Below are 18,336 nucleotides of genomic sequence, written 5' to 3' on the forward strand. Positions count from 1 at the left end.
CATATATTATGTGCCAAAGTTTTCTTTTTGAGCAGGAATAAACAACATATCTCATTAAATAACATGTAAAAATCTGTTTTTTCATTTATTGTTGTTTCGGCGGAAAAATATTATCTTTGCTGAGTATTTTTAGTCAGATGGATAATAAAATAAGATATAATGATTTCGGATGTTTTCTGGCGAAACACTTTCCGTTTAAAGTTCAGAAAATTTCAGTCAACGCAGGCTTTACATGTCCTAACCGTGATGGTAGTAAGGGATATGGGGGATGTACTTATTGTAACAACCAGACATTCAATCCGGAATATTGCCGGACTGAGAAGTCTGTGAGACAGCAACTTGAAGAGGGAAAGGAGTTTTTCTCAAGAAAGTATCCCGAAATGAAATATCTTGCTTATTTCCAGGCTTATACCAATACGTATGCTGAGTTGGAAAAACTCAAGGCGATGTATGAGGAAGCACTTTCTGTAGATGGAGTAGTGGGGCTGGTTATTGGTACACGTCCGGACTGTATGCCGGATTCTCTATTGGATTATCTGGAAGAGATAAACGGCAGGACTTTCCTTTTGGTTGAGTATGGCATAGAAAGCACTAATGATGTCACGCTGAAACGCATAAACCGCGGACATGATTTTGCATGTACTGCCGATGCTGTGAGACGTACTGTTTCAAGAGGTATAATGACAGGAGGACACGTTATATTGGGACTACCCGGCGAGGACAAAGACATGATTATACGTCAGGCTGAAGATATATCGTCACTGCCGCTCACTACGCTGAAGATGCATCAGCTGCAGCTGATAAAGGGAACAAGAATGGCGCACGAGTATGATGAATGTCCTGAAGACTTTCATCTATATACTGCCGACGAGTATATCGATCTTGTATTGGATTATATTGAGCATTTGCGTCCCGACCTGGTATTGGAAAGGTTTATATCGCAGTCGCCGCGCAATTTGCTTATTGCTCCTGATTGGGGACTGAAGAACCATGAATTCACTGCGAAGCTGAAGAAGAGGATGATTGAGAGTGATTCGTATCAAGGGAAAAAATTAGTCAACATATAAATAACAAATTCATAATAAAAATGGAAATTAAAGGTAAAGTACATTACGTAGGTGTGAACGACCGCACCAAAGCATTGTTCGAAAATCTTTGGCCGTTGCCATACGGCGTGTCATACAACTCTTATCTGATAGCAGATGATGAGATGGTGGCATTGGTGGATACAGTTGATGTTGCATTCTTCGAAGTATATCTGAAGAAAATCCGCAGCATTATCGGCGACCGTAAAATCAATTATCTTATTATAAACCACATGGAACCTGACCACTCAGGCTCTATCGCTCTTATCAAACAGTATTATCCTGAAATCGTTCTTGTAGGAAACAAGAAGACTTTCGAAATGGTGGAAGGATATTATGGTGTGACTGGCGACCGCTATGTGGTAAATGACGGTGACTTCCTGAAACTTGGTTATCATAACCTCCGTTTCTATCTGGTTCCTATGGTTCACTGGCCTGAAACAATGGTTACATACGATGAGACTGACGGAATCCTGTTTGCTGGAGATGCTTTCGGATGTTTCGGAGCTTTGAACGGTGGATGCATCGACAGGAATATCAATACAGATATCTATTGGAACGAAATGCGCCGTTACTATGCTAACATCGTTGGTAAGTTCGGAAATCCTGTACAGAAGGCTTTGCAGAAACTTGGCGGATTGACTATCAACACTATCTGTTCTACTCATGGACCTGTTTGGGAAGAAAAGATTCCTCAGGTTATCGATATGTACGACAAGATGAGCCGTTACGAAGCTGAAGAAGGTGTTGTGATAGCATACGGAACTATGTACGGCAATACAGAGGAACTGGCTGAGGCAATTGCTGAAGAACTGAGCCGTCAGGGTATCAAGAATATCATCATGCACAACGTATCTCACACTCATCATTCATACATCCTGGCTGACGTGTTCAAGTACAAAGGTCTTATTGTGGGATGTACTACATACAACATGAACCTTTATCCTGAAATGGAATCGCTGTTGAGCAAGATAGCTGCCCGCGAAGTGAAGAACCGTGTGATGGGCTACTTCGGTTCATATACTTGGGCAAGTGCAGCAGTGAAGAAGATTGGCGAATACACTGAAAAGCTGAAGTTCGAGGTTGTAGGCAACCCTGTAGAAATGAAGCAGGCTATGAAGCAGGACAACTATGCTCAGGCAAAAGAACTTGCAAAGGCTATGGCTGACCGTCTGAAAGCTGACAGAAAGTAATCGGGCTTTATTGATATAATAAGTAAGCAGGCTGTTACGTGAGTTTTGGTACATGTAACAGCCTGTTAATTTATTATTTTATATTGTTTCGAATCTTGCTAAGATAGGCATGCATGCCCTCGGCATCCTTACGGCTTATTATGTCAAGAAGCTCATTCAGTTCGGTACGTATTCCTTCCACCTGTTTCGGGGTACGTGGGTTGAACAGGATTTCCTGAAGCAGATAATCGTCTTCGTTGAGTACTCCCTTCGCTATTGCCATGTGGCGTTTGAATGTTGTACCGGGGGCGTCCTGATGTTTCATTACTGCAGCAAACACGAATGTAGAAACGAACGGTATTGACAGTGAATATGCTACAGTATCGTCATGCTCATCGAATGTATATTCGAAAATGTTGAGTCCAAGTCTTTGGTAAAGGTCCTTGAAGAACACTTTGCCCAGACAGTCGCCTTCCTTTATTATTATGGCATTCTCTGTACTCAGCTGGTCGAGGTTGGCAAATGTAGGACCGAACATAGGGTGGGTTGATACATATCTGAAACCGCTGTTGTCGTAGAATTCCTGAAGACCGGTCTTTACTGATGCAATGTCGCTTATGATACAGTCCTGCGGAATTACCGGCAGTACCTGATGGAACGCGTCGAGTGTGTATTTCACTGTAGCTGCATTTATTACGAGCTCTGGTCTGAACTCTTTAATCTCATCAAGAGATGTAAAGCGCTGGCAGTTGTACATGAAGCGCAGGTTCTGGGGTTTTACATCGTAAACTGCTACTTCGTGGTCGAAACTTAATACATCGGTAAAGAAGGAGCCCATTTTTCCGGCTCCCAATATTAATATACGCATCGTCTGATATTTTTATTTGTTTATTATTTCCATCTGCTGACGTACACTTTCTTCGTGTATGGCTTCGAATACATGTTTTACAAATTCAGAATCCATTCCGCATAATGAGCCTTGTGCTCCGCGCTTGTCGAGAATTTCATTGTAACGTCCTGTCTGGAGGATTGTCATATTGTGTTCTTTCTTGAATGTTCCGATTTCGCGGCATACGCGCATACGTTTTGCCATAATCTCCATCAGTTCGTTGTCGCATTCATCAATCTGACGTCTCAACTCGCTAAGGCTTTCTGTAGTCTGGTGTTCTTTACGGATAACCAGCAGATTCAGGATATAGTCGAGAACGTCAGGAGTTACCTGCTGTGACGCGTCGCTCCATGCACAATCAGGGTTGCAGTGTGATTCTACTATCAGTCCGTCGAAACCTAGGTCCATAGCCTGCTGGCAGAGTGATGCGATGAGTTCACGCTTTCCGCCGATATGGCTTGGGTCGCACAGGATAGGGAGGTTAGGAATGCGTCTTCTCAGTTCGATAGGGATATGCCATTGTGGAAGATTGCGGTAAATTTTCTTGTCGTATGATGAGAAGCCGCGGTGGATTGCTCCGAGGCGTTTGATACCTGCATTGTTGATTCTCTCCATCGCTCCGATCCATAGTTCCAGATCAGGGTTTACCGGATTTTTTACATATACAGGAATGTCAACTCCCTTCAGGGCGTCTGCAATCTCCTGTACAGCAAACGGATTGGCTGTGGTACGCGCACCTATCCACAATATATCTATACCGGCTTTAAGGCATTCGTAAACATGCTTTGCTGTTGCAACCTCTGTAGAAACATACATGCCGGTCTCTTTCTTCACTTCTTTAAGCCATGCCAGACCGTCAACTCCAACACCTTCGAAGCCTCCCGGTTTGGTACGTGGTTTCCATATTCCGGCGCGGAAAATTTTTGTGCCGTTGTTAGCCAGCTGCTTTGCTGTGCTCATTACCTGTTCTTCTGTTTCTGCGCTGCAAGGTCCTGCAATTATCAAAGGACGTTCTTCTGATACGCCTTCCAGTCTGATAGGTTCTAATTCGAGTGCCATAGTTGTAATCTTTTAGTAGTTATTTGTATTTGTTTTTTTATTTCATATTCTTTATTCTCTCAAGTGCTTCTGCCAGCTTTTCTTCTTTGGCGCAAAGCGAAATGCGGATATATCTCTTTCCGTTGCTTCCGAAGATGAATCCCGGTGTGATGAATACTCTTGCCTGGTGCAGAACTTTTTCTGTCAGTTCCTCTACATCGTTGTATGATTCAGGTATCTTGCCCCAGAGGAACATTCCCACCTGATTATGGTCGAATGTACATCCCAGTTCGTTCATTATTTCTTCGGCAAGCTTTCTGCGACGGCTGTAAACATTGAAGTTGGCTTCTTCATGCCATTCGGCACTGTTGTTATATGCTTGTGCCGCTGCGAGCTGCAATGGACGGAAAGTTCCGGAGTCAATATTACTCTTGATTTTCAGAATCCACTGTACGAAAGTGGCGTTAGTAGCCAGCATTCCCACACGCCAGCCTGGCATGTTGTGGCTCTTACTCATGGAGTTGAATTCTATACAGCATTCTTTTGCTCCCGGAACATTGAGTATGCTTATCGGTTTTTTATTGAGTATGAAGCTGTATGGGTTGTCGTTCACTACTACGATGTTGTGTCGGCGTGCGAAATCAACAATCTTTTCGTAAAGTTCCATTGTGGCATTTGCCCCTGTAGGCATATTAGGATAGTTGGTCCACATGATTTTCACTCCTGTAAGATCCATCTTCTCCAGTTCGTCGAAATCAGGCTGCCAGTTGTTGTCCTCGCGAAGGTTGTAGTTGATTATTTCGCTTCCAAGTATTTTGTTCAGCGATGTATAGGTAGGGTAGCCTGGATTTGGAACCAGAACCTTGTCGCCCGGATTAACCAAGGCCAGTGTCACGTGCAGAATACCTTCCTTTGAACCGATAAGAGGCTGTATCTCTGTGGCTGGGTCGAGATCTACATTATACCATCTTTTATACCAGTCTGCCATGGCTTTTCTCAGTTCAGGTATTCCCACTGTAGGCTGGTAGCCGTGAGCATCAGGTTTCTTGGCATTTTCGCAAAGGACATTGATCGTTTCTTCTGATGGCGGCATGTCAGGGCTGCCTATTCCGAGGCTTATCACGTTTTTACCTTCGGCATTCATCTGTGCCACTTCCTTCAGTTTTCTGCTGAAATAGTATTCGCTGACATTTGCCAGTCTGTCGGCCGGCTGTATCTTATATTGTTGATTCTCCTTCTGCATATTCTCCTAAAATTTTAAGTGCTTTTGTAAGTGGTGTAACAGCGTCTATAGACTGTTTGTATCTTAAATAATCATTGAACATTACGTCAACGTAGAACATATATTCCCATTCTCGTCCGATGATCGGCAGTGACTGTATCTTTGTGAGGTTTATCTTATAGAATGAGAAGATTGACAATACCTGTGAGAGGCTTCCTTCGCTGTGTGGGAGCGAGAATACTATGTTTGCCTTGTTCACTTTAGAGCGGTCTTTCAGTTCGTCGGCCAGCCATGGGTTGCTGATGACGAGGAAACGTGTGAAGTTGTGCTTGTTTGTTTCTATTCCTTCTTCCAGGATTTTCATGTCATAAAGTCCGGCAGCGTATTTGGAACAGATGGCTGCATGTCCTCTCAGATTGTTTTTTCTGATATTTTCTGCACTACCTGCTGTATCTTCCGTTTCTACTACTTTCAGTTCCGGATGGTTGTGCAGGAAGTCGCGGCACTGAGCCAAAGCAACCGGGTGTGAGTTTACTTCTGTGAGGTCTTCCCAGTTATCCTCCGGCAAACACATGATGCTGTGGCTTATTCTGAGTTTGTGTTCTCCTATGATAGTAGCACCACTTTCACGAAGCAGCTCATAGTTGTGCAACAAGCTTCCCGCTATTGTGTTTTCTATTGCAATCACGCCTATCACGTCGCTGTCCTTCTTCATCTGTGCAAACACTTCCTCAAATGTGTTGCAACAAATAAGTTCTATCTCTTCATCTTTAAAATATTTGTGGGCAGCTATGTCGTGATACGAGCCCTTTACTCCTTGAATTGCTATCTTTCTCATCTTTATTTATACCATTAAAAAAAATCCCGCCTCATACAGAAGCGGGATTTCGTTATTTTATTTTGTATTGATTATCTTACGTATCTGGCACATACGACTTCCCGCTTCACTTCATTGCTAAAGTAAAAGTAATAAAAGAAAAAGAAGAAATATGTAGCGAATGTTGTCATATAATACTTTTTGTTATCGTTTCCAGTGCAAATGTAATACTTTTCTTGAAAAAACAAGAATATCATGAAAATTTTCTTCAAAATTTTTAATTTTAGAGCATTATTACCTTATTTTGTAATGCTGGTTTAATATTTATAACACATTGAATAATCATTATGAAGTATAATTTTGATGAATTGATTGACAGAAGAAATACAAACGCTGTCAAGATTGACGAAATGAAAGATATATGGGATAGGAATGATCTTATCCCGATGTGGGTAGCCGATATGGATTTTGCTACACCCGATTTTGTGGTTGATGCTGTAAAGAAACGTTGCGAACATCCTGTATTCGGATACACGGCAAAGTCGGACGGTTATTATAACTCTATCATAAACTGGGTTAAGGCTCGTTATGGTATGGAGATTGAGAAAAAACACATCAATTACGTTCCCGGTATAGTTGCCGGTTTGGGAATGGCATTGAATTGTTTCACCTCTCCTGGCGATAAGGTTATTATAATGCCGCCCGTTTATCATCCTTTTGCATGGCTCACTAAGAGAAATAACAGGCAGTTGGTGGAGTGTCCTATGATATTTGAGAATGGTGAGTACCGAATGAATCTCGAACTTCTTAGAAGCATAAAGAAAGGAGTGAGGGTACTTATTCTCTGTAATCCTCACAATCCGGGTGGGGTAGTATGGAAAAGGGAGGAACTTGAAGAACTGGCTGAGATTTGTGCTGAGGATAATATTTTGGTGTTTTCTGATGAGATACATGCCGACTTGACGCTTCCTCCACATAAGCATCTTCCTTTTGCAATGGTATCAGAGAAAGCGAAAAAGAATTCGGTAACATTTATGGCTCCAAGTAAGACATTCAATATGCCCGGTGTTGCAGCATCGCATACCATAATATATAATGATGCCTTGCGTGGAAAATTTGAGACTTACCTTGAAGCAGGTGAGTTGAATGCGGGACATGTGTTTGCCTTTCCAGCTGTTGAGGCTGCGTATTCCAACGGGACTGAGTGGCTCGACCAGTGCCTGGATTATATTCAGGGAAATATAGATTATGTTGACTCTTTCCTGAAAGAAAATGCTCCTAAAATAAAGGCTATACGCCCTATGGCTTCGTATCTGATATGGCTTGACTGTCGTGAACTTGGGTTGAACCATGAAGAATTGAATTCATTCTTTGTTGATAAGGCGGGACTTGCTCTGAATGATGGAGAAATGTTTGGTCGTGAGGGTGCCGGATTTATGAGAATGAATGTTGGTACGCAGCGTTCGGTAGTAGAGCTTGCGATGAATCAATTGGCTGAGGCTTATAAAACTTTATGATCTGACTTGTAAAGATATACAAAAGCCGGAAATGCAGAATTTGTTTTCATGCATTTCCGGCTTTTGATTGTTTATATCTGTGCTACTCTGAGTATTCGGAATAGTGTTTAAACAGTATTTAAGAGGTGTTTAAATACCATTTAAATGGTGTTATTAGTAAATACCTACTTTGTTTTCCTGAGAGAAATTATTGAAATTTCCATTTATCATATTTTCGCTTTCTGGGTTGAGTTCGATAGCCTTCTTTAAATCCTCAACCGAACCATTCTTGTCTCCTTTCAATAATTTGACACGACCTCTTTCCTGATACAGTCTTGCATTCTCTGGTGATAGTTCCAGAGCTTCGTCGTATACGGCAATAGCCTGATCGAATTCTTTGTTTTCCAATAGAGCTGTACCTTTTATTATATAAGCCTTTTCATTGAAAGGATTTAGAGAAAGAACTTTATCAAGGTATGATATTCCTTCTTCCGTATTTCCTGTTGCTGCACAGATTTCACCTTTCAGGACCAATGCGTCTTCGTCGTCACTGTCTTTTGATAGAATAGTATCGAGATCCTCTGACGCTTCTTTGGCCTGGCGCATATCCCATAAAATTTCAGCTCTCAGCTGATATGCTTCTTTGAAGTCTTCATCTATGGTAATAGCTTTTGTAAGCATTACTATGGCTTGAATATAATCCTTTGTTCCCTTTTCAGCTCTGGCAGCCATGTAGAATGCTGTTTTGTTCTTGTCGTCAAGTGCGATTGCTTTTTCACAGGCTTCCTTCATTGCCGGATAATCTTCCTGAATGAAGCATACACTTGCCAGCGAAAGAAGATTTTTGGTATTGTCAGGTGCAATTTCTGTCAGTCTGTTATACACTTTTCTTGCTTCATCAGTTTTACCTGTCTGAAGGTAGGATGCAGCAAGAAGTTCCATAGTTTCCTCGTCTTCTTTTAATGCTGTAGCTTCTTCAAAGCATTTGATGGCATACGGCAATTGTCTGATATTGCGTGCTCTGATACCGTCGTATTTTAGAATTTCGAAATTTTTCTTTTCCTGTTTCTCCTGTTCGTTGCTTTCATTTTTCTTGTTTCCTCCGAACAGGGATGATAATAGACTCATAATTAATACATTTATTTGTTAGTGTCTGCAAAAGTACAAAATTCAATTATGAATACAAAAAAAAGAGAATGCCATGTTAGACATTCTCTTTTTGTACACCCTCAGGGATTCGAACCCTGGACCCACTGATTAAGAGTCAGTTGCTCTACCAACTGAGCTAAGAGTGCATTGCCTGTTGTTTGAGGTTCCTGGCGGATTCGAACCGCCGTACACGGTTTTGCAGACCGCTGACTAAGCCACTCATCCAAGGAACCGTAGCAATCAATTTTTTCAGTAAAGTGGAGGTTCCTGGCGGATTCGAACCGCCGTACACGGTTTTGCAGACCGCTGACTAAGCCACTCATCCAAGGAACCGGAAGACATTTGATGTTGTTTTTCTCAAATGCGATGCAAAGGTACTGCTTTTTTTTAAATATGCAATACTTTGCCTAAAAAATATTCATTTTTATTTCTTCTTGCATGTGTCTTTTAATGTACATCCTGTACATGAACCGCATTCTGGCTTACCTTTGCCTGATAATAATTTATATATGCGTAGCCCAATGAATGCTACGCATATAGTTATTATTATATATATGATTATAGTCTGTATGTCCATTTATAAGAAGATTTTTCCAATTTGAAATACCAGGAATGAAACAATCCATGCCAATACAGTGGTATAAGTGGCGGCAAATAGTGCCCATTTCCAACTACCGGATTCTTGTTTTATAGCTACTATCGTAGCAACACAAGGGAAGTATATCAGAGTGAAAAGCATATAACAGAAGGCCACTAGAGGAGTGATGTTGAGACGCTCGGCAAGATTGGCACTGTCCACTTCCTCATCGTCTGCATATAGCACTCCAAGTGTACTTACCACAAGTTCCTTTGCACCCACTCCAGATAAGATTCCGATACCCATCTTCCAGTCGAAACCAAGAGGTTCAATCACCGGTTCTATGGCTTTACCTATTTGTCCGATGTATGAGTTTTCCTGTTGCTCTGCTTGGGTAGAGTATTGTTCATGGTTGGGATAATATCCCAAAAACCATATAATGATGGATGCCACCATTATTATTCCTCCCATCTTTTTGAGATACTGAACACCTTTCTCCCATGTGTGTCTTAATACTGATTTGGCTGTAGGCATTCTGTAAGGAGGAAGTTCCATTACGAATGGAGTGTCGTCACCTTTTACGATAAATTTGCTAAGTACTCTTGCCATGATAATAGCTAACAAGATACCTATACTGTAAATGCCTAGCAGGACAAGGCTGGCATGGCTTGGAAAGAATGCTCCAATCAAAATAAGGTATATCGGCAAACGTGCACTGCATGACATAAGTGGAGTGATGAGCATTGTTACCAGTCTTGACTTGCGGCTTTCAATGATGCGGGAACCCATTATGGCAGGTACGTTACATCCGAATCCCATAATAAGAGGGATAAATGATTTTCCGTGCAGCCCCATTTTATGCATTATCTTGTCCATGATAAATGCTGCGCGTGCCATATATCCTGAATCTTCCATAATTGATATGAAAGTATATAATATGAGTATGTTAGGCAGGAACACTATTACTCCTCCTACACCTCCTATGATGCCGTCTATTACCAAGTCTTTCAGTGGTCCGGCAGGTATGAACGATTCGGCGGTCTGAGCTATCATGCCTACCAGCCATTCTATGGCTTGCATGGGGTAATCACCTATTACAAATGTACCTTCAAACATTATGTACAGGAATACGAAGAATATAGGGAACCCCCATATCCTGTGGGTTACTATGCTGTCCACTATTCGGGTGAACATTTCAGTGTTTTGGTTGTTGTCTGTGTATGTTTCTTTCAGGGCACCAGAGATGAATCCATATTTGGCATCCGTGATGGCTTGTTCGCTGTCTTCATTAAGTACAGTTTTAATCCTTTCTGCTTCTTTGTTTCTAATGTCGATTATTGTGTCAGCATTAGGCATGTCGGATATTATACGGCGCTCTATATCCTTGTCGTTCTCCAGCATTTTTATAGCCAGGAAACGCGTAGAGTATTTATGTCTGATATTCTCTATTTTGCCTATTTCCTTTTTTACGGCTTCAATACTCCTTTCTAGTTCAGGACCGTGGTTGATGTGTATATGGCGTATGAAGTTTTTTGGTGTAAAGTCATTTTCCTCTTCCTTGTGACTTCCGTATTTATGGTCGGGTACGTATGCGTCGTGCCATTTGCGGTATTCTTGAAGAGCTTCATTCTGTATTTCTTCCTTCTGGCCCATAAAGTCGGCACCTTCGTATAGTCCGATGATTACATGGAACAATTCATCAATACCTTCACCTGTACGACTTATTGTTGGCACAGCAGGAACACCAAGCAGCTGGCTTAATTTCTTTATATCAAGTGTGTTGCCGCTACTCTGCAACGCGTCATACATGTTTAGTGCTATTACCATTCTTACGTTCATGTCAATCAGCTGCGTTGTGAGGTATAGATTACGTTCTATATTGCCTGAGTCTATAACGTTAATTATCACGTCCGGAGTTTCTTCTATAATATGTTTTCGGACGTAAAGTTCTTCAGGGCTATATGCAGACAGGGAATATGTCCCTGGTAAATCTATTAGTTTGAAATGGTATCCCTGGAAATCGAAAAAACCTTCTTTGGCGTCTACAGTAACTCCACTATAATTACCTACATGTTCGTGTGAGCCTGATGCTATGTTGAAAAGCGATGTCTTTCCGCAGTTTGGATTTCCCACCAATGCTACGTTTATTGTTCGTCTTTTCCCCTGTGCAAGGGCTTTCATCTGTTCTTCAGTTACAGGAATGTTTTCCGATATTGGGTCATACAGCGATATGTCAGAGTTTGTTTTACGTGCTTCTTCTTCACTGATAATCTCAATCATTTCCGCTTCCTGTCGGCGTAATGATATTTCATATCCCATTATCTTATATTTAATAGGGTCTTTGAGAGGAGCATTTAGTATAACTTCTACGGTTTTTCCTTTTATGAATCCCATTTCTATTATTCTTCTGCGGAAACCTCCGTGTCCCAATACCTTTACTATGACTCCTTTTTCTCCTGTTTTGAGTTCCGATAATTTCATGCTTTTACATTTTTCGGCAAAGATACAGGATAGTAATTGTATATGCAAGCTATTTAGATTGTTTTTAAATAATAAACTCTCTGGTTTGATTTGTATTGTAGATGTAAAAATGCTACATTTGCACTATGTTAAAACGTAAAGTAGAAAAATATATAAACGAAAAGGAGCTATTCGGTTTTAATGACAAGTTGATTGTGGCTCTAAGTGGCGGTGCAGATTCTGTAGCATTGCTTAGAATACTTTTGTCGCTGGGATACAATTGTGTAGCAGCACATTGTAACTTCCATTTGCGTGGACAAGAGTCGGACAGAGATGAAGCTTTTGTAAGAAAACTGTGCGCAGAGCTTTCAGTCCCTCTCGAAGTTGTACATTTTCAGACGGTCGTTTATGCTACAGAAAATGGATTGTCTATTGAGATGGCTGCTCGCGAGTTGAGATATGGATGGTTTGAAGATATTAGAAAGAAGTATGGAGCATCTTATATTGCTGTGGCACATCACAGGGATGATAGTGTGGAAACATTCCTTCTAAATCTCTCGCGTGGTACAGGTATAAACGGACTGAAAGGTATAATGCCTAAGAATGGTTTTGTAGTCCGTCCTTTGCTTGATGTGGGTAGGGGAGATATTTTAGACTATCTGCAATATTTAAGGCAGGACTATGTTACTGATAGCACGAATCTGGAAAATATATATACACGTAACAAGATAAGGCTCGACATAATACCATTATTCCAACAGATAAATCCTTCATTTTGTGATTCACTTGTGGAAACTGCGTCTCGTCTGGCGGATGTTGCAGCGATATATAAAGGAGCGATAACAGATGCTTTGGAACGTGTCATGGAATCACAGTATTCAGTCTCTATTGAAAAACTAATGAGGGAGATCGCTCCGCAGGCAATTTTGTTTGAATGGCTTTCACCGTTGGGTTTTAATTCTGCACAAATTAAAGATATAGAGAGAAGTTTGAAGTCAACTTCGGGTAAAATTTTTAATTCTCCAGACTGGATTTTGTTAAGGGACAGGGACTTTCTTCTGCTAAAATCCAAAAATATGGTCGAGGATGTATATGAACTTAGAACCAGACTTATTAGTGTTGATTCTGGGTTTAAGGTTCCCAGGCGTAATGATGTAGCATATTTGGATGCAGGGAAATTGTGTGGTGATTTGAGGCTTAGAAAATGGCACTCGGGAGACAAGTTTGTTCCGTTTGGAATGAAGGGCTTTAAGAAAGTACGTGATTATTTGCGGGACAGAAAGATATCATTGTTTGAGAAAGAGAATATTATGGTTGTTACTTCCGGCGAAGAGATAGTATGGGTAGTGAATGAAAGGACTGATAACCGTTTTCGTGTTGACAGTAAGACAGATAACGTGTTGGAGATTCAAGTGTTGCCGGTCAAATAATGATATTGATTGTCGTATTTTTTTATCTTAATGTAAAAAAGAAACCAGGCAATAGATAATAAGATATAAGACTATATACTTTTTAGTTAAATGATGTAAATTAGGACGATGACGATGATGTAATTCCAAGTTTTTATATTTACTTTGAAGATACTAAGCGGTTTATTATAAACGGTTTTGGTAATTAAAAATTTAATAAATTATAATTTATGAACGAATTAATTGTAAAGATTCAGGAATTGAGCGAAGCTCTAATTGCTGATGCTACTCAGCAAGCTGAAAAAGGTAACAAAGCAGCCGGAACACGTGCACGTAAGGCTTCTTTGGATTTGGAAAAAGTGTTGAAAGAATTTAGAAAAGCTTCTTTGGAAGAATCTAAAAAATAATGTTTGGGCAACGCTTTATTTAGGGGTTGTATTACTTCGGTCTAGTGGGAGTGATACAACCTTTTTGTTTAATGTATTATAGATGTTTGAATCTGTAATATAGGTTGAGATATTGACTCTGCAATTTCAGGTTTTATATAGGAGGTCGGAATGAAAAGATTTTTCGGTGGGTTTATAACTTTGTTTATTATTGTTTTTTTCGCTTCATGTCATAGATATGTAGTGAAATATGATTTAGTCTCTAAAGTTGATTCTTTGAATAATCTTTCGTATCGTATGCGCTATAAGAATCTTACCGAATCAGCATATCTAGCAGAGAAAGCCTATAATATGGTTTCTTCAGACTGTTCAAACTATCCGGAGGTGTTGAACAATCTGGCATTTTGTGCATATATGAATATGGATTTTGTGAAATCCATGGAATTGTTTTCAAATGTTATCAGTGTTTCTGATAATGAGATAGAATGTTTGGTGGCTGATGTCGGATTGATGAAGATATGTCAGAGGACATCTTCCAATAAAGAATTTTATGATTATAGAAACCGTGCTCAAAGGCGTATAAAGCGAATTATGCAGGATAGAGTGATTGAGACGGATTCTACTCTTTCTGCACGGTTTAATTATGCTTTGTCCGAGTTTCATATTACTTCCGGTGTTTATTTTTATTATTTGCAGCAGGAAAAAGAGTCATTAGCCGAAATTGATGCAATAGATATTGATAAGATAGAGTCTGACACAGCACAGTTTCTTAATTATATGTACATGCGAGGTTCAGGAGGTATGTATTCAGCTTCCACACCTGAAGATGTTGTCATAGGCGAGTTCGGCTATCTAATGGATTGTCTGAGAATATCTCATGAACAAGGATATAAGTATTTTGAAGCCAATGCTTTGCAGGCTATGGCTGAAATTCTGAATTTCAGATCTAACAGAACTTTAATCTCAGAGAGACGTAAAGGATGGCTTGAAGTTGTAAATGAAGATGATTGTCCTATAGACAGCTTGCCGTTGAATATGTCTGAACGTGCTTTGGAATTGTTTAAGGACTATGGTGATTGGTATCAGATTTCAGGTGCTTACAGGACTATGGCTACTTATTATAATTATATAGGAAGCCCAGAAAGGGCATTGCCATTACTTGACACCGCATTGCAATATGTAAACAAACATCATGAGAAGTATTATGCATGTACAGATACGACTGACAGGCTTAAAACATATGACAGGTATTTTCCATACTCATTGGAGCTGAAATGGATTAACAATGATGGGATAATGACTGTTCCTGAGTGGATTGCCAGATTGAGAGAACAGCTTAGCCGTACTTATTCGGCTATGGGGATGAAACCTGAATCTGATTATAACAGAAACATATACCTTGATATTCTTGACTACACACGTCAGGATAAGGAACTGGAAAGCAGGTATACTGCATTGGACAGGGAATCGTATCTGCTTAATGTCCTTTTGATAATGGTTATACTTGGTTTCTTTATTTTGGCTATAGTACTGATAATGTTGAACAGGTTTTGGCGTATTCGCAACAATCTGTATATTGATAAACTGAATAAGGTTCTGCTTGTCTGTCGCAATACTACAGCTGCCATTCCGGAAGAGGCTTCGGATTCGGAAGAAGTCGTAAAGATGGTCGAAAACGCTGTAAGACCTGATGTCTTGAGTATTACTGCATCAGATGATTTGTGGATTGAACTTGTTTCTTCTGCAGATACAGACGATAGACCGGAATGGATTGTTTCAGGAAAACTTCCAGTTTTTGAATTGATAGCTCCTGGTAAGGATATACCGGTAGGAAAAATGTGGCTCAAGAAAAATGGTAAATTAAGACGTGATGAAATGTCGATGATGAGGCTTATAACGCCTTATATGGCATGGACTATAGAAAACGGACTTAATCTTATGATGTTAGCCGATACCAGAATACGCTTGGAACAGGAGGAATATATACACCGTTTACATATAGAAGATAACAAAAGGCAGAATGAAACTAAAAAAGCATGTGTAGCCATTGTTAATGGTATAGTCCCATATATAGACAGAGTGATAAACGAAGTCGCAAAACTTAGGAATGCATCATTCGCAAGAGATAATGATATAAGAAACGGTAAGTTGCAATATATAGAAGAACTGTTGTCAAAAATCAATGATTATAATGACATATTGGCTGTATGGATAAAAATGAAGCAAGGCGATATAAGTCTGAATATAGAGAATTTTTCGCTTGACAGTTTGTTTGATGTTATTGAAAAAGGAAAACATTCGTTTGAGGTTAAGAAACAGCGTCTTGATATTGAAAAGTCTGATCTTGTGGTGAAAGCTGATAAGTCTCTGACTTTGTTTATGATAAATACTCTTACTGAAAATGCACGTAAATATACTCCGTATGGTGGGGAAGTAATAGTGTCGGCTAGTGAAGGCGATGATTATGTGGAAGTTTCTGTAAAAGATAATGGTCCGGGGTTGTCGAAATCTGATGTGGAGCATATATTGAATGAAAAAGTATATGATTCCGGTAAAATTGGTATAGATACTGCATGTGATATGGAGGAACTTGCAAAACAGAAAGGACATGGATTTGGTCTTATGAATTGCAAGGGCATAATAGAAAAATATAAAAAGACAAGTCCTGTATTTGGGGTATGTAAGTTCGGGATTGAAAGTGAACCAGGCAAAGGAAGCCGTTTCTATTTCCGTCTTCCTAAGGGAGTAAAGAAGATATTATCAGTCATCATTTTTCTTATTTCATTCACACATGTATTTGCTGAATCGACAGATACTTTTGTCTTTAAGGATAAAGCACCTATTACAGATGAAGCATATATCGTGACAGGCTACGACAGTCTTCTTTCCATAGCGAATGCTTTTGCCAATATGGTTTACGAAAGCAATGTAAGGGCTGATTATGATAAGGCTCTTGTCCTGGCCGATAGTGCCTTCTATTATATGAATATGCACTATCAAAAGTATTCCGGCAAGAAAGGCCCTTTGCTTGATACGAACAGTCAGGAAGAGGCCCCTGAGCTGGTATGGCTAAATGAAAAGTTTGACACAGACTATTATATTATCCTTGATGTAAGGAATGAGGTAGCCGTAGCGAGCCTTGCAGTGAAAAATTTCTCAAAATATTATTATAACAACAAGGCTTATACTACACTTTATAAGCAGATAAGCGAGGATAAATCTTTGGAACAGTATTGTCAGAAAATGCAGAAATCTGCCAATAACAAAATTGTAGCTATAATGCTTTTTGCTGTATTGATAGTTGTTGGTCTTGTGGCATATTATGTTATCTATTTGAGGCGCATGCTCCATTACCGATATAATATGGAACAGGTTCTTACCATAAATCAGACTGTTTTTTCGGTTTCTGCTTCGGGTGATACACTAGAGAACACGTCTGAGATATGTACTCGGACCGTCAGTTCTTTGTTTCGTGATGTAAATGAACTTATAACTATTGATAATCTAGTGATTGGGATATTTGATGAATCTGAGAATAAACTGTTTTTTTCATGGTATTCTGATTGTGATGATGAAATCCTTTTTGAAAAACTTAATAAGTCGTATATTAGCAAAAGTGTAATTTATGACGAGGAAAAACAATGGATGGTTTTACCTTTGCGTGTGGATTCTGCTTCAGGAGCAAATTACATAGGAGTGATAGGACTGAAATGTATTGATAAATCCGTTCGTGAGGAAGACCGTATTTTACTTGAACTTGTGAGCGAATATCTTGGTGTGGCATTATATCATACGATAGTTCAGGTGGAGAGGAGATTCCAGGATATAGAACTGGCTAAAGATGAAGCAGCCAGAGCTGAACATGAAGAAAACACGCTTCATGTCCAAAATCTTGTTCTTGATAATTGTCTTTCAACTATCAAACACGAAACAATATATTATCCGGGACGTCTGAGGAAGATTGTAGAGCAGGTGAGAGCTGAATATTCTTCAAACTCTGATGGTAAAGAAATGGATAAAAGTCTTCAGGATATGGAAGAACTCGTGTCTTATTATAAAGAAATATTTACACTTTTGTCGTCGAATGCATCACGTATGTTGGACGGAGTTACATTTAGACGTTCATTGATAAATGTTTCAGACCTTATAGCTTATGCGGATAAGTATTATAGGAAGTTGGTAAGGCGTATGACTGTTTATCCTTCTTTGAAGATTGATATGGAATGTGAATGCGTAATATCAGGTGATGAAATTTTGCTTCGTTTTATATTGGAGAATCTTTTGGATGAGGCATTGCGGTATAATTCTGATGGTGAAATAATTCTTTCTGTAAGTAAGGATGGATGTTTTGCCAGATTTGAATTTACTGACAGGCGACGTAACTTTAAACAGGAGGAACTGAATCTGTTGTTTTATCCTGACAGTGCAAAAGTTAAAGTGTCTGAATATGGTGATACTCTTTCCGGAGCAGAGTATCTGATATGCAAGCAGATTATAAGAGATCATGATGAGTTTGCAGGAAGAAGAGGATGCCGTATCAATGCCAAAGTAGCTGATGATGGTATAGGATTCTGTGTGTGGTTTACCATTCCATTGAGTAGTAGATAAAAAGTTTATATTGGATAAAAGATATATT

General features: G+C 39.7%; 13 protein-coding genes and 3 tRNA genes. 6 read left to right on the plus strand and 10 right to left on the minus strand.

Annotated features, from left to right (window positions below):
- Window positions 1-137: 137 nt before the first annotated feature.
- Together I6E24_RS01940 and I6E24_RS01945 are read left to right on the plus strand one after the other, a co-directional pair.
- A complete protein-coding gene (locus I6E24_RS01940) occupies window positions 138-1,067 on the plus strand; it encodes a TIGR01212 family radical SAM protein (protein WP_235325824.1) in 930 nt (309 codons plus the stop codon).
- A gap of 20 nt (window positions 1,068-1,087) precedes the next feature.
- On the plus strand, window positions 1,088-2,278 hold the full coding sequence (locus tag I6E24_RS01945) for an FprA family A-type flavoprotein (RefSeq protein ID WP_235325825.1): 1,191 nt from the start codon (window positions 1,088-1,090) through the stop codon (window positions 2,276-2,278).
- A 73-nt stretch (window positions 2,279-2,351) separates the two neighbouring features.
- Here I6E24_RS01945 and I6E24_RS01950 read toward each other — a convergent pair whose 3' ends face one another.
- Genes I6E24_RS01950 through I6E24_RS01965 form a run of 4 tightly spaced genes read right to left on the minus strand, consistent with a single transcriptional unit; the run spans window position 2,352 to window position 6,244 of the window.
- Entirely contained in the window at window positions 2,352-3,125 is a 774-nt protein-coding gene (locus I6E24_RS01950; protein ID WP_235325827.1) for a prephenate dehydrogenase, read from the minus strand.
- A gap of 12 nt (window positions 3,126-3,137) precedes the next feature.
- On the minus strand, window positions 3,138-4,205 hold the full coding sequence (locus I6E24_RS01955; RefSeq protein WP_235325829.1) for a bifunctional 3-deoxy-7-phosphoheptulonate synthase/chorismate mutase type II: 1,068 nt from the start codon (window positions 4,203-4,205) through the stop codon (window positions 3,138-3,140).
- 37 nt (window positions 4,206-4,242) lie between these two features.
- Entirely contained in the window at window positions 4,243-5,427 is a 1,185-nt protein-coding gene (locus I6E24_RS01960; RefSeq protein WP_235325831.1) for a pyridoxal phosphate-dependent aminotransferase, read from the minus strand.
- The gene (locus I6E24_RS01965) at window positions 5,402-6,244 is read right to left on the minus strand and encodes a prephenate dehydratase (protein WP_154042939.1); all 843 of its coding nucleotides are present in this window, start codon (window positions 6,242-6,244) and stop codon (window positions 5,402-5,404) included. Before I6E24_RS01965 ends, I6E24_RS01960 begins: the two co-directional genes overlap by 26 nt.
- A 326-nt stretch (window positions 6,245-6,570) precedes the next feature.
- Here I6E24_RS01965 and I6E24_RS01970 point away from each other — a divergent pair, with 326 nt between their 5' ends.
- The gene (locus I6E24_RS01970; protein WP_235325833.1) at window positions 6,571-7,740 is read left to right on the plus strand and encodes a MalY/PatB family protein; all 1,170 of its coding nucleotides are present in this window, start codon (window positions 6,571-6,573) and stop codon (window positions 7,738-7,740) included.
- Window positions 7,741-7,893: 153 nt separating this feature from the next.
- Here the strand turns inward: I6E24_RS01970 and I6E24_RS01975 are convergent, their stop codons facing one another.
- From I6E24_RS01975 to feoB, 6 genes are all read right to left on the minus strand, one after another.
- Entirely contained in the window at window positions 7,894-8,847 is a 954-nt protein-coding gene (locus I6E24_RS01975) for a tetratricopeptide repeat protein (RefSeq protein ID WP_235325835.1), read from the minus strand.
- 94 nt (window positions 8,848-8,941) lie between these two features.
- Window positions 8,942-9,014 (minus strand) — tRNA-Lys (locus tag I6E24_RS01980).
- Between the two features lie 15 nt (window positions 9,015-9,029).
- A tRNA-Cys gene (locus I6E24_RS01985) sits at window positions 9,030-9,101 on the minus strand.
- A 25-nt stretch (window positions 9,102-9,126) separates the two neighbouring features.
- A tRNA-Cys gene (locus I6E24_RS01990) sits at window positions 9,127-9,201 on the minus strand.
- 91 nt (window positions 9,202-9,292) lie between these two features.
- The gene (locus tag I6E24_RS17465; protein ID WP_366946832.1) at window positions 9,293-9,445 is read right to left on the minus strand and encodes a FeoB-associated Cys-rich membrane protein; all 153 of its coding nucleotides are present in this window, start codon (window positions 9,443-9,445) and stop codon (window positions 9,293-9,295) included.
- The gene (gene feoB / locus I6E24_RS01995) at window positions 9,446-11,926 is read right to left on the minus strand and encodes a ferrous iron transport protein B (RefSeq protein WP_235325837.1); all 2,481 of its coding nucleotides are present in this window, start codon (window positions 11,924-11,926) and stop codon (window positions 9,446-9,448) included.
- A 125-nt stretch (window positions 11,927-12,051) separates the two neighbouring features.
- Between feoB and tilS the strand changes: the two genes are divergently transcribed.
- The 3 genes from tilS to I6E24_RS02010 all read left to right on the plus strand — a co-directional run bounded on the left by tilS (window position 12,052) and on the right by I6E24_RS02010 (window position 18,308).
- Complete coding sequence (tilS, locus tag I6E24_RS02000) at window positions 12,052-13,335, plus strand: tRNA lysidine(34) synthetase TilS (RefSeq protein WP_235325839.1); 1,284 nt, start codon at window positions 12,052-12,054, stop codon at window positions 13,333-13,335.
- A 209-nt stretch (window positions 13,336-13,544) separates the two neighbouring features.
- Entirely contained in the window at window positions 13,545-13,721 is a 177-nt protein-coding gene (locus tag I6E24_RS02005; RefSeq protein WP_235325841.1) for a histone H1, read from the plus strand.
- 150 nt (window positions 13,722-13,871) lie between these two features.
- Window positions 13,872-18,308, plus strand: coding sequence for a DUF5113 domain-containing protein (locus I6E24_RS02010; RefSeq protein WP_235325843.1), 4,437 nt, complete (start codon window positions 13,872-13,874; stop codon window positions 18,306-18,308).
- The last annotated feature ends 28 nt before the right edge of the window (window positions 18,309-18,336 follow it).

The sequence above is a fragment of the Bacteroides caecigallinarum genome, from assembly GCF_021530995.1.
Classification (GTDB): domain Bacteria; phylum Bacteroidota; class Bacteroidia; order Bacteroidales; family Bacteroidaceae; genus Phocaeicola; species Phocaeicola faecigallinarum.